This window comes from Streptococcus suis (assembly GCF_017601095.1).
GTDB lineage: Bacteria > Bacillota > Bacilli > Lactobacillales > Streptococcaceae > Streptococcus > Streptococcus suis_Z.
Window position 1 is genome coordinate 127,746 of sequence record NZ_JAGFUX010000002.1, and the last position, 13,316, is coordinate 141,061.

The 13,316-nt window shown below is 44.3% G+C and carries 13 protein-coding genes and 1 other RNA gene; all 14 read right to left on the reverse strand.

Annotated features, from left to right (window positions below):
* Window positions 1-17: 17 nt before the first annotated feature.
* Complete coding sequence (locus tag J5566_RS02155; protein WP_208561878.1) at window positions 18-1,367, reverse strand: glucose-6-phosphate isomerase; 1,350 nt, start codon at window positions 1,365-1,367, stop codon at window positions 18-20.
* 81 nt (window positions 1,368-1,448) lie between these two features.
* Entirely contained in the window at window positions 1,449-1,991 is a 543-nt protein-coding gene (locus tag J5566_RS02160) for a hypothetical protein (protein ID WP_208561879.1), read from the reverse strand.
* A 215-nt stretch (window positions 1,992-2,206) separates the two neighbouring features.
* An RNA gene (gene ffs / locus J5566_RS02165) (signal recognition particle sRNA small type) lies at window positions 2,207-2,300 on the reverse strand.
* A gap of 55 nt (window positions 2,301-2,355) precedes the next feature.
* Window positions 2,356-2,862 (reverse strand): tRNA adenosine(34) deaminase TadA, encoded by a 507-nt coding sequence (tadA, locus tag J5566_RS02170; RefSeq protein WP_208561880.1) that lies wholly within the window; start codon window positions 2,860-2,862, stop codon window positions 2,356-2,358.
* A gap of 51 nt (window positions 2,863-2,913) precedes the next feature.
* The gene (gene tkt / locus J5566_RS02175) at window positions 2,914-4,884 is read right to left on the reverse strand and encodes a transketolase (protein ID WP_208561881.1); all 1,971 of its coding nucleotides are present in this window, start codon (window positions 4,882-4,884) and stop codon (window positions 2,914-2,916) included.
* A gap of 101 nt (window positions 4,885-4,985) precedes the next feature.
* Entirely contained in the window at window positions 4,986-6,077 is a 1,092-nt protein-coding gene (gene ulaG / locus J5566_RS02180) for an L-ascorbate 6-phosphate lactonase (RefSeq protein WP_044773542.1), read from the reverse strand.
* A 125-nt stretch (window positions 6,078-6,202) separates the two neighbouring features.
* Window positions 6,203-7,891 carry a BglG family transcription antiterminator gene (locus tag J5566_RS02185; protein ID WP_158456328.1) on the reverse strand — a complete coding sequence of 563 codons (1,689 nt, stop codon included), beginning with the start codon at window positions 7,889-7,891 and terminating at the stop codon, window positions 6,203-6,205.
* A 90-nt stretch (window positions 7,892-7,981) separates the two neighbouring features.
* Window positions 7,982-8,599 carry a hypothetical protein gene (locus J5566_RS02190; RefSeq protein ID WP_158456326.1) on the reverse strand — a complete coding sequence of 206 codons (618 nt, stop codon included), beginning with the start codon at window positions 8,597-8,599 and terminating at the stop codon, window positions 7,982-7,984.
* A gap of 76 nt (window positions 8,600-8,675) precedes the next feature.
* Window positions 8,676-9,392: an L-ribulose-5-phosphate 4-epimerase gene (locus J5566_RS02195; protein WP_172015337.1), complete on the reverse strand. Its 717-nt coding sequence runs from the start codon at window positions 9,390-9,392 to the stop codon at window positions 8,676-8,678.
* A complete protein-coding gene (locus tag J5566_RS02200; RefSeq protein ID WP_172015336.1) occupies window positions 9,392-10,255 on the reverse strand; it encodes an L-ribulose-5-phosphate 3-epimerase in 864 nt (287 codons plus the stop codon). The genes J5566_RS02195 and J5566_RS02200 overlap by 1 nt, the downstream gene beginning before the upstream one ends.
* Window positions 10,256-10,260: 5 nt before the next feature.
* Complete coding sequence (locus J5566_RS02205) at window positions 10,261-10,926, reverse strand: 3-keto-L-gulonate-6-phosphate decarboxylase UlaD (RefSeq protein WP_024376144.1); 666 nt, start codon at window positions 10,924-10,926, stop codon at window positions 10,261-10,263.
* Between the two features lie 12 nt (window positions 10,927-10,938).
* Entirely contained in the window at window positions 10,939-11,424 is a 486-nt protein-coding gene (locus J5566_RS02210; protein ID WP_105107426.1) for a PTS sugar transporter subunit IIA, read from the reverse strand.
* 53 nt (window positions 11,425-11,477) lie between these two features.
* Window positions 11,478-11,756, reverse strand: coding sequence for a PTS sugar transporter subunit IIB (locus J5566_RS02215; protein ID WP_002939872.1), 279 nt, complete (start codon window positions 11,754-11,756; stop codon window positions 11,478-11,480).
* A gap of 93 nt (window positions 11,757-11,849) precedes the next feature.
* Window positions 11,850-13,298 (reverse strand): PTS ascorbate transporter subunit IIC, encoded by a 1,449-nt coding sequence (locus tag J5566_RS02220; protein ID WP_208561882.1) that lies wholly within the window; start codon window positions 13,296-13,298, stop codon window positions 11,850-11,852.
* Window positions 13,299-13,316 lie beyond the last annotated feature (18 nt).

Below are 13,316 nucleotides of genomic sequence, written 5' to 3' on the forward strand. Positions count from 1 at the left end.
CGGTCAGTTTCATTCTATTACAAACGTGCGTTCAATTCTGCACCGAGTTCTTCAAATCCTGGTTTGCCAAGAAGAGCGAACATATTTTTCTTGTAGGCTTCTACACCTGGTTGGTCAAATGGGTTGATGGCATTGAGGTAACCAGAGATCGCAATTGCCAACTCGAAGAAGTAGAAGGTGTAACCAAGTGTGAACTCATCTTGTTGTGGAAGAGTTACAAACATGTTTGGTACGCCACCATCTGTGTGGGCAAGAAGTACACCATCTGTTGCTTTTTTGTTTACAAAGTCAACATCTTTTCCTTGCAAGTAGCCAAGACCGTCAAGGTCTTCTGCCATTTCAGGAATCAAGATATTTTTTCTTGGTTTGTCAACACGAACTACTGTTTCAAAGATATTGCGGTTTCCTTCTTGGATAAATTGTCCAAGTGAGTGCAAGTCTGTTGAGAAGTTAGCAGATGTTGGGTTGATACCTTTTTGGTCCTTACCTTCTGACTCACCCGCCAACTGTTTCCACCACTCGCTGAAGTATTGGAGTGATGGCTCGTAGTTTGCCAAGATTTCTGTTACATAGCCTTTTCTGTAAAGGATGTTACGAACAGCTGCATATTGGTATGCTTCATTCTCAGCAATTTTATCTGATGTGTAAGTCTTACGAGCAGCATTTGCACCTTCCATCAGGGCATCAATATCTGCACCAGCTGCTGCGATTGGCAAAAGACCAACTGCAGTCAAGACTGAGAAACGGCCACCGACATCATCTGGAACAACGAAGGTTTCCCAACCATTTGCGTCCGCTTCAACCTTAACTGCACCTTTTGCCTTGTCAGTTGTCGCATAGATACGCTTATTAGCTTCTTCTTGGCCGTATTTCTTCACAAGCAATTCTTTGAAGACGCGGAAAGCAATTGCAGGCTCAGTTGTTGTACCTGATTTTGAAATCACGTTAACTGAGAAGTCCTTGTCAGCCACGTAGTCTACCAAGTCAGCAAGGTAGCTTGATGAGATAGAGTTTCCTGCGTAAAGAATTTGTGGAGCTTTACGCTCTTCACTAGTTTGCAAGTTAACAAAAGAGTTGCTCAAGAAATCAATAGCAGCTTTAGCACCGAGGTAAGAACCACCGATACCGATAACCACCAAAACGTCGCTTTCATTTTGGATCTTAGCTGCTGCTTCCTTGATACGCGCAAATTCTGCTTTGTCATAGTTTTCTGGCAAATCCAACCAGCCGATAAAGTCGCTACCAGGACCTGTTCCTTGACGGAGCATTTGGTCAGCTAGGGTAACTTGTGGTTGCATATAGTCTACTTCTTGAGCGCCAACAAATTGGCCCAAGATTTTTGAGTAGTCAAATGTAATATGTGTCATCTTTTTCCTCCATTTGTGTACCATAATATGATAACGCTTTATCAGTTTTTTTTCAAGGGATTTGTGAATTTTCATTCATTTTCATGAAATGGTTTGCGTAACTTGTTTATTTTTCACAAGTATTGTGTCGCGAAATGGTGTTGCATAGTCTGCTAAGACTTGACCCGACTGTGTCACTGTTATCATATTTGGCAATATTTTTGACAGTAAATATAGTGGGACCAGGCTCACATACCAGATTGTCATCACTTCAAAAATAAACTTGCTATTATTCCCTCTTTGAATATAGCGTTGTCTGTATTCTTCTTTTAAAAATGGATGAGGAATGTAAATGTGAAACGGGACAGCACCACGTACAAGCATAACTAACAGCATCCTTACTAGAAAATTCATGGCGACAAGAACCGTCTTCCCCTCCTCATGCAAGGTATAGGCTTTTTCCACGTAGATGTTTTTATAATTCTTATCTATTATCGGACGTGGAGTTGATTTTCTTTCTTCTTTATTCAAATGACGAACACTAGAATTATCATATTTGATATCCGACATTTCTAAATCTACAATTTGTAAAGATTGCTTGGCAAGGGTCGTTTTCCCCATACCTGGAAAAGCAAATAAAAACATAGGCCTTCCTCCTTTTCCTCTGTAGAATAGCAGAGCTAACAAAAAGTTTTCTTAAGAGGAAATCTATTTTACTCCATTTTTCCTATTAATCAATAGAAAATCCCAAAAATCAGTCTCCAGACGGAGATAAAATTACTTGCAAAGGCAGTTGCCCCTATTTCTAAAAATCAGACAAAGAAAACCCTCTGAAAGCTTGATTTCAGAGGGTTTTTAGACTATACGCAAAAAGAGCACACACCCGACTTCGCTTAGGGCTGCTGGATTCCTCCCCTGACCCGCTTCACGCACGAATGTTGCTCCGCTTACTATTATAACACAATTTGACTAGAGTGCAAGTGGGGACTGAGCGAGACGGATGATTTGTCTAATCCTCTTGGGCTTTCAAAGCTCGTTTTTCAATCTTCTGCCTTTCTCTGCGCTGTCTAAAAAAATCTTGCATGATTTGGGCACAGTCCTCTTCCAAGATCTCCTTCTCAACTTCCACACGGTGATTGAGTCGCTGGTCTGTCAAAATATCATAGAGACTGCCTGCCGCACCAAACTTTTGGTTGGCAGCCCCATAGACCACCTGGGGAATACGGGCCAGCCCAATGGCACCGCTACACATGACACAAGGCTCAATGGTGACAAAGAGGGTCGTATCCAGCAAACGCCAATTTCCCACTGTTTGATTGGCTTCTTGGATGGCCATGATTTCGGCATGCATGATAGCCTGATTGAGTTCCTCGCGCGCATTGTGCCCACGGCCAATAATCTGTCCATCCTTAACAATGACACAGCCGATAGGAATTTCTTCCTTGTCCAGTGATTTTTCAGCCTCTGCCAAGGCCTGGCTCATAAAGTATTCTTTTTCTTCTTGTGTGTAATTCATAGGTCTATTATAGCAAAAAACAGCCCCAAGGGGCTGTTTCTATATTGTTTATTACAATTCGCCAACCAATTTCACTACGTTTTCTACTGTGAAGCCGTAGTTGTCAATAACTGTTTGGGCTGGAGCTGATGCACCAAATGTGTCGATACCGAGAACTTTACCGTCAAGACCGACATACTTATACCAACCTTGAGTCGCACCCATTTCAATCGCCAAACGACGACGGATAGCATTCGGAAGGATTTCTTCCTTATAAGCTGCATCTTGGGCATCAAATAGCTCAGTTGATGGTACAGAAACCACACGCACTTTTGTACCAGCAGCTTCTAGTTCTTTAGCAGCTTTAACAGCCAAGTTAACCTCTGAACCAGATGCTAGAAGGATAGTATCAAAGCCTTCTGCTTCGTAAACCACATAGGCACCTTTGGCAACCTTGTTAAAGTCGGTTCCTTCTTCAACTGTCAAGTTTTGACGAGTCAGGACAAGAGCTGACGGTGTAGACTTGCTGGTCAATGACAAGTACCATGCAGCCTGTGTTTCACGCGCATCTGCTGGACGGAAGACATTGAGGTTTGGCATAGCACGAAGTCCTGCCAAGTGCTCGATTGGCTCGTGAGTTGGACCATCTTCACCAACCGCGATTGAATCGTGAGTGAAGACATAAGTCACTGGAAGTCCTTGAAGGGCTGACAAACGAACTGCTGCTTTGACATAGTCTGAGAAGACGAAGAAGGTACCACCATAGACACGAAGTCCGCCGTGGGCTGCCATACCATTCAAGATAGTTCCCATTGCAAATTCACGAACACCAAACTGGATGTTGCGGTTGAGTGGATTTACTGAATCTTGCAAACCATCTTCCTTGATATAGGTCATGTTAGAGTGTGCCAAGTCTGCTGAACCACCGAGGAAGGTTGGCAAGACCTTAGCCGCTGCGTTGAGGGCATCTTGTGATGAGTTACGGGTTGCTTGTGAGAAACCATTTTCATACACTGGGAAATCAGCTTCTGTCAACTCCGCCAATTCGCGACCTTCCAAGATAGCTGTTACTTCTGCAGCCAATTCTGGATGAGCTTGCTTGTAGTCTTCTACCAATTTCACCCAAGCATCGTAGGCTGCGGCACCGCGGTCTGCTACATTAGCTTTGAAGTCCGCATACACTTCTGCTGGGATTTCAAATGGTGCATAGTTCCAGTCAAGTGCTTTGCGAGTTGCTTCTGTTTCTTCTGGACCAAGTGGCGCACCGTGGGCTGCATTGCTTCCTGCCTTGTTTGGTGAACCGTGACCAATCACAGTCTTAACCTCGATCAAGGACGGTTTGCCAGCTGCTTTAGCTTTTTCAATAGCCGCAAAGATGGCATCTACATCGGTACCATCTGTTACCAAATCTGTGTGCCAACCGTAGGCATCGTAACGGGCACGAACGTTTTCTGTAAAGGCATCCTTGGTTTCACCATCCAAGTTGATGTCATTTGAATCGTACAATACAATCAGTTTGTCTAGTTTTTGCAAGCCTGCATAAGACGCAGCTTCTCCAGACACACCTTCCATCAAGTCGCCATCACCACAGATTACGTAAGTATAGTGGTCAAAGATTGGGAAACCGTCGCGGTTATATTTAGCTGCAAGGAAACGCTCTGCTTGGGCAAAACCTGTCGCAGTTGAGATCCCTTGTCCAAGAGGGCCTGTAGTCGCATCTACACCTGCTGTATGACCGTACTCTGGGTGACCTGGTGTTTTTGAACCCCACTGACGGAAGTTCTTAATCTCGTCCATGCTTACTTCTTCAAAACCTGAAAGGTGAAGCAATCCATAAAGGAGCATTGAGCCGTGACCAGCAGACAAAATAAAGCGGTCGCGGTTGATCCAGTTTGGTTGTGCTGGATTAATGCGGAGCTCCTTGGTAAAGAGGCTGTAAGCCATTGGTGCTGCCCCCATAACAATACCTGGGTGACCAGATTTTGATTTTTCAATGGCGTCAATACCAAGGAAACGAATTGCGTTTACTGAAAGTTGTGACATCTTATTCTCCTTTTATAAAAGTCATAGGTACATTATACCATAAAGCGTTTTCGCTTGTCAGTTTCAAAAGGCAGGACTTGCGTCCCGCCCCTCTTGTCTTCTTATAGCAAGGCCTTGAATTGAATATTTGAGTCTTCTAAGAAGCAATCATCAAAGCCACGTGGGTGGTGATATTCAATACGGTCCTTGTCCATCGGATAAGTATACTTGCCACCAACTTCCCAGATGAATGGATGGAAATCATATTGCAAGCGTTCCTTACGCATTTTCCAGAGTTGCAAGATTTCATCCGTTGATGCCATGAAGTTAGACCAGATGTCATAGTGAACAGGAATGATTACCTTAGCACGCAAGTTTTCTGCCATACGGAGAAGATCGATTGAGGTCATCTTGTCTTGGATACCGATTGGGTTGTCACCATAGTTGTTGATAGCAACGTCGATGTTGAAGTCACGGCCGTGTTTTGCAAAGTAGTTTGAGAAGTGGGAGTCTGCACCGTGGTAGATGGTTCCACCAGGTGTTTCAAAGACATAGTTGACTGCCTTGCGAGCCATGAGCTCATCTGTCACAGGAAGTCCTGCTAGTTTGCCTCCATTTTCTTCGTAGCCATCGATTGGAAGAGTTACCAAACAAGTACGGTCGAAGGATTCTACAGCGTGTACCTTGATGTCTTTGAATTCAAAGCTGTCGCCCGGTGCGATACGGATGATACGGTCAGCTGGAACGCCCCATTTTTCCCAGATGTCGCCACTTTCAACTGGTCCTACAAATTTGACATGGTCTAATTTTGGATTGTTGATGATAGCAGCTGCAGTGCTGATGTCCATATGGTCGCTGTGGACATGTGATACCAGGTAGTAATCCAATTCATTGATGGCGAATGGATCGATAACCATCGGCTGCACACGCAAGTTTGGTTGCAATTTGCGAACACCTGCCATGTTAGCCATTTGGTGTCCCCAAACCATATCTTTCACTTTTTTAGTTGACTTGCCACGCGATGACCAAAGGTCCATGACCACGTTCGCACCACCTGGTGTTTTAATCCAGACACCACAATTTCCAAGCCACCACATAGCAAAGTTGCCTTCTGGCACTACTTCTTCTTCAATTTCTTCATTGAGCCAAGTTCCCCATTCTGGGAAGGTTGAAAGAATCCATGATTCTCTTGTAATATCTTGAACTTTAGCCATTTTTTCATTCCTCCTATAAGGCTGATTGTATTTCTATGTTTCTAGTATATGCGCAACAGGTCACAAAAAAAAGACCAAATAAAACACAGGCTTGTGTTCACATTTGGACTTTTGTACGCAGATGGCTAATACAAATCCGTTTCCAGATCGGAACTAGCTAAGCTTGCCAATAATTCATTGGCAATCAGATTTTGCAAACGCTGTTTCAATTCCAAGGCTTCCTGGCCATTTTCAACATATGACGCTAGGAGTTTGTCCAATTCCATGGCAAAACCTTTTTGGCTGTCTGTCAGACTGCGGTATTTGGCAAAATGAATCAAACGCAAGACATCATCAAAATCCAGAATCGGATGAACCTGAATCACAGGCAAATCCGTATCCGTCACTTCATTGGTCGAAATCAAGAAGTCCACCTCCAACAGGTCTTCCACACTCTTAAATTGCTCTGTTGTAAAGACGGCAGAGATGGTTTTTTCAGGTAGGTGGTGCTGGCATTGTTTCATCAACAATTTCTGCACAGAAACTCCCTCATCACAGATAAGAAAGACAGTCGGACTGGTCAGCTTTCGACTACTGCTTCGACGAAGGGCTCCACCCAAATGCACCGTCAAATAAGCAATATCCTCATCTGTCAACTGGATTTGCCAGGCTTCCTCCAAGATATGACTAGAAGATTTTGTCAATCGAAAGAGGGTGTCATACTTGTAGCGAATCTGGTCAACCAAGGGATTTCGCGATAAGATTCCATAGGTTTTTCGAAACAGCATGGCCTTGCAGTGAGCCAGCAAATCATGGGCTAGCTCCTCTTTTTTCTCCAAATCAAAATCTGAATGTAGTTCAAAATGACGGATAAAGGCATCGACCACCTTCTTCAAATCCGCAAAATCCTGACTAGTAACATGGGCATCTCGGTCCTTTCGATAAGACAAGAGCAAGACGGCAATCAGCGACACTTCAATCTCGTCTAAATCAAGACCAAACTGCTCTTCTAAGGACTGGCTAATTTTTTGAGCAACACCATACTCAATCCGTTCATAAACCAAGGCAAATTCTCGGACAATCGCATCCTTTTCCTCCTGTTCTAAACTCATATTGCGATAGGTGAGCAGCATATAAGGAAGAATCTTAAGCATCAGTTCAATTTCAGAACGATTGATTTTCTTACCAAGGTCTTTTTCAATACCATATACCTGGCGGGACAAAAACTGGGCCAAATCTTTTGAAAAAAGGGACTGGCAACCACTGAAAAGACTAACCTTGTCTTCCAAAATGCTGACAAAACTCTTGCTCGCTTCTGTGAACAAACTATAGAGTAAAGAGTGGATATATTGGATTTTTGTCAAGGGATGACAGGCCAGATCGTAGCCTTGTGACTTAGAAACATAGAGGGTCATCTGATACTGTTCCTTACTCAATCGACTGCGGATTTCATTAAGGTCATTGAGAACAGTATTTCGTGAAACCTCTGTCAGATCCATTAATTTTTCCAAGGTAATCCGTTCGCGCGCGATACAAATATAAAGGAGCATCAACTGCATGCGCTCATCCATATTCATAATGTAGCTATAGGAATCAATGGTCGAAAGCAGATAACGGCAAACTTGCCGTTGGCTATCTGACAAGCGGATTCCAATGCGAGGCAGGCTCTCGATTGGCTCGACATGATCTGGAAAGGCAGCGTTAATCTTTTCCAGATGGTAGTAAATTTTCCGTCTGGATTGCTGCAACTCCTTTGAAATTTTCATGATTGTTTCCGACTCTTGCAGTCCAATCAAATACCGTAACAAGGCACAGCTACTTTGATCTAGAAACACCCCTATTCCTCCTTTCATATCTTATTCTATCTTACCATAATTGAAGTGGAGATTCTAACAATTATATAAATAGGTATGCATTTTTACACATCAATAGATGCTCTTAATAATTTCTACCCGTGTGATCAAATCTCCGTGCATATTGTCAATCCGTAGGGCGACATTTTTCAGATAGACACAGGCACCAATGGCGATCGTTTTTTCCTCTTCATTCAGTTTGCGAGTGACAAATTCGCGCAGAGTCTCACTACCTTGGCTAGGAATTTTGACACGGGCAATGATATTGGCAACCTTGACCTTTTGACTGGCACGCATGATGATGTTATTGGAATCATCAAACTGGGTAAAGAGATATTTTCGCACCGCAAATAAGATGGCAACCGATACGATTCCAATCAAGTAATCCATACTGGAGCCGTGTTCCACAATCAATTGGCGAGCAATGGCAACCAGGAGTACCTCAATCACCGTGCTAGGGGATTGTTTGCAGAGCATTTTGATAAATTCAACCCCAACTGCCAGGGTCATGGCTTTACTCAAAAAGCTCTGAATAAAAGCATCTGCCTGTATCTCACCTGTGAAGGACTGAAGGAGGTCAGCTAGTAGCAAGCCCGACAAGGCAAGAAGGGCAAGGCCTAAAATGGCAGACAAGATCAACTCAAGATAGTAGGCAATCTCTGTCAGACTGTCTTGTAAAAATTTTCTCATATCCTCTCCTTTCAAAAAAAGAAGAATGAGGAGAGCTCTTTTCTCATTCTTCTAATCCTTTTTCTAGAAATCAAGTTTAGTGAGCATCACCCTTCTGTCCGTAGTAGGCATTTGGACCATGTTTACGGAGGTAGTGCTTGTCCATGATATAGCTTGGCGCTGGCTCCACCCGTGGATTGATTTGTTCGGTGTAGCGGTTCATCCGAGCCACTTCCTCAAGGACAACGCTATGGTAAACTGCCTGAGCAGGATCCTTGCCCCAGGTGAATGGTCCGTGGTTGCGAACAACAATGCCTGGAACAGCAACTGGGTCAATGCCTCGACGCTCGAATTCCTCGATGATAACTGCACCTGTTTCTTTTTCATAGGCCGAGTTTACTTCCTCAGCTGTCAAAGAACGGGCACACGGTACTGGGCCGTAGAAATAGTCCGCATGAGTTGTCCCATAGAATGGAATGTCACGACCAGCCTGAGCCCAACCCACTGCCTCTGTCGAATGCGTATGCACAACAGCATGGACATTTGGCCAAGACTTGTAGAGGGCAACGTGAGTCGCCAAGTCAGATGAAGGATTAAGATCACCTTCCACTACATTTCCATCCAAGTCCGTAACGACCATGTTTTCTGGGGACAATTTTTCATAGTCCACACCAGAGGGCTTGATGACGATGCGACCAAGTTCTCGGCAGACTTCTGATACGTTGCCCCACGTAAACTTGACAAGTCCATGAGTAGGTAGGGCGATGTTGGCTTCATAGACCCGTTGGCGCATTTCCTGTAAATCTTTTGGCATTAGTTCAACCCCGCTTTCTCAATCAATGGATAGAGGAAATCTTGTGCCTCCTTGATAGCAGCTCGTGTTTCCTCAACTGTTTCGCAGTTTTCAGACCACATCTCAATCAAGAATGGACCTTGGTAGTTGGTCTTTTTCAAGACTGCAAACATATGCTCCCAGTCCACACAGCCCTGACCGAATGGGACATCACGGAATTGACCCTTGGAGTTTTCAGTTACTGCATAGGTATCTTTCAAGTGAAGGGCTGCAATGGAACGGTGTCCCAGGTAAAATTCGCTGTAAATGTCATTGTGCCAAGCAGACACATTTCCAGTATCTGGATAGACAAAGAGATAAGGCGAGTCGATTTCTTTTTCAACGGCTAGGTATTTTTCAATGGAGTTGATAAATGGATCATCCATGATCTCAATAGCCAACATGACCTGAGCCTGTTCTGCCCAGTCGCAAGCCTGACGAAGATTCTTTATGAAACGCTCTCTGGTTTCAGGTGATTTTTCCTCATAGTAGACGTCATAGCCAGCCAACTGGATGACCCGAACCCCCAAATCCTGAGCCAGTTCGATACACTGCTTCATGGTTTCTAGGGACTTGGCTTCAAGAGCAGGGTCATTGGAGCCAAGCGGATAGCGACGGTGACCAGAGAAGCAAATAGTTGGAATACGAACACCTGTTTCATAGATGGCCTTGACCATCTCCAAACGCTCTTCCTTGGTCCACTCCAAGCGAGCTAGGCGAGCATCGCTCTCATCCACCGACATTTCCACAAAGTCGAAACCTAATTCTTTGGCAAACTCCAAACGCTCCTTCCATGTGAAGTGCTTGGGTGTTGCCTTTTCATATATTCCGATTGGTCGTGCCATGGGTCTTACCCCCAAATACGACGGATTTCGTCTTTAAATTCACGCGCCGCAGCTGCTGGATCTGCCGCTTCTGTAATACCGCGGCCTGCGATAAAGGTGAAGACATCTACACCTTCGAAAAGCTTGAGCGTATCAACATCCAAACCGCCTGTTACAGAAACACGGAAGCCCATATCAACCAATTTTTTCACTTTATTGAGGTCTTTTTCGCCCCAAGTTTCGCCAGCAAGGAGGGCATCACGAGATTGGTGGTAGATCGCTTGGGAAATACCTGCATCCAACCAGAGTTGAGCCTGTTCATAAGTCCAATCACCGTAAAGCTCGATTTGGATTTCACCCTTGTCACCACGAACTTCCTTGATGGCCTTCAAAGCTGCTTCCATAGTTGGAATAGTTGCAGAACAGATACAAGTCATCCAGTCCGCACCACGAACAGCATTGTTTTTAGCAACCGTACCACCAGCATCCGCACACTTGGTATCCGCAACGATAATCTTGTCTGGGAAAAGGCTACGAAGCACTTCTACCAACTCGCTACCAACTTGGAGCAAGCAAACCGTTCCTGCTTCAATAACATCCACTTCATGACCAACGGAGACAGCCGCTTTAATCGCTCCTTGCAAGTCTGAATGGTCAAGGGCAACCTGTAAATTTGGGATATGTTTTGTCATCTTTTCTTCCTCCTAGCTATCCAAGTCTAAACCTTCTAAGTACGGGCTATTTTTTGATTCTTCCACCATTGCTAAGACTTCCTCCGGTGTCTGACAAGCTACCAGACGCTCAATGGAATTTTCCAATTCAAAGAGAGCAATAATTTGTGGAATAGCTACTGACGTGTGAATCTTTGGATCTGTCGCAGCCAAGGTCAACAGAACAGAAACCTCCTTACCGTCTGAAAAGGCTACTGGTTTTGTTAAGGTAATCAAGGCAAAGGAATCCTTCAAGACACCGACACCCGCTTGGGCATGAGGCATAGCCATGCCGGGCATGAGCACATAGTAGGGACCATATTCTTCGGTCGAAGCAATAATGGCATCATAGTATTCTTCTGTCGCAGCACCACTTTCAATCAGCGGTTCAACAGCCTTGTGAACAGCCTCCTGCCAGGTTTCCGCCGTCAATCCCAAGCGAATGGAATTGTTTTCTGTAAATGATTTTTGTAAATTCATACTCGTTCCTCCCTATTTGAAAGGGGATGGGAAGAAATCCCGTCCCCTATTCATTACAATACTTGACTAAGTTTAGTCTTGATTTCGTTGTCGTCCATGAGGTTGTCAAGACCAACCAAATGACCTTTCGTACGACCTTCCAATTCAGCAATCAAGTGATTGGATGCAACCACAATATCGTATCCTGCTGCCAAACCTTTTGCTTCACCTACTGAGCAAGAAGCCGATTGGAAATCTGTTACACCGAGTTGACGAAGAGCGTTTTCAACCTTCATCTTGATAACCATGGATGAACCCATGCCATTACCACAAGCTGTTAATACCTTAACCATATTGTTTTCTCCTGTGTTTTTATAAAATATATTTTGTTTTTTTAATGAACCAAGTAATAAATAAAGTTTTGTTCTGTTGATTTTCGAAGAGTGTTAGTCTGCTTGCGCCTCACCGCGATAGTAAGCTTCCTTATCTTTTGCTTTAGCAAATTGCAACTGTGGAATTGCCAACAAGAAGAGGCAGACAAGAATGAAGCCAGCAATACCAAGGTACTTGAAGCTATATGCAAATGGCAACCAAGGGATTTCGAAGTCGATATTTCCGTGGTAACCACCGCTCAATTCAAGCAAGCCGACGCAGACTGCACCAAGGGCAACTTGAAGAACACCTGAGAGGAAGGAAAGAATTGCTGCTGCTTTCCAACCACCACGTTTGTCTGCGTAAACCGCGATAGCGGCATTGTCAAAGAATACTGGTACGAAACCGGTGATGATGAGGATTGGGCTCTTGAAGACAATCAAGAGAACGATGGTAATCAATTGACCAATCAAACCGAAGGCAAAGCCTGAAAGAACTGCGTTAGATGAGCCGAAGCCGTAAGAAGCTGCAACGTCCACCGCTGGGAATGAACCAGGAAGCAACTTGCTTGAGATACCTTGGAAGGCATTTGTCAATTCTGCTACGAACATGCGGACACCTTGCATCAAGATGAAGAGATAAACTGAGAAAGTGAAAGCTGTTTGAACAACGTACATGAAGAAGGCTTGTTTTGCTGGGTTATATGGTGTGCCTGAAGTGATGACTTCTGGGTTTGCCATGATTTCTGGACCCAAGATGAACAAAATTACACCGAAGAAGACCAACATCAAGGTTGCAGATGCAACAACTGTATCATGGAAGATGTTGAGGAAGCTAGGCAACTTCAAGTTATCCAAGTTGTCTTCTTTTTTACCAAGTTTTGGAGCAATCTTATCTACAAACCAGATAGCAAATTGTTGTTGGTGACCGATGGCAAATCCACCTCCACCTGTCAAGCGTTGCGTTGCTTCAACGGTCATGTTTGAGCTAACCGCCCAGTAGATACCGCAGATGATACCGATAGCTGCTGTACCAAATTCATTACGGAGCCCTGGAATCAAGAAAAGCACCATCAAGGAAATAGTTGCAGCCTGTTGAACCATGATGTGACCAGTGATGAACAGAGTCCGTACTTTTGTGACCTTACGAAGTGCCACCAAGAGGATATTGACACCAAAACCGATCAAGAGAGCTGTCGTTGCTGCTGATACGAAATCAGGAAACTCTTCCGCAATTTTTCCGTTTGCCGCTGCAAGACCGAAGTAAGGGTCAATAACCGCCGCATCGATTTGGAACTTGTAGTTCAAGGCTGCCAAGATTGGACGGAAGGTTGTTACCAAACCACCTGCAGCTACGTTCAAAATCATGTAGCCGACCGTTGCTTTGATAAACCCTGCAAAGACATCATGAGGCTTTTTCTTTAAGAGGGCATAACCCACCAATACCAAAAGACCTACGAAGAAAGCTGGATTCTGCAAGATGTTTTGCGAGAACCAGTTTAATGGGGTTTGAAGAAAATCCATTTTTCATTCTCCTTTTTG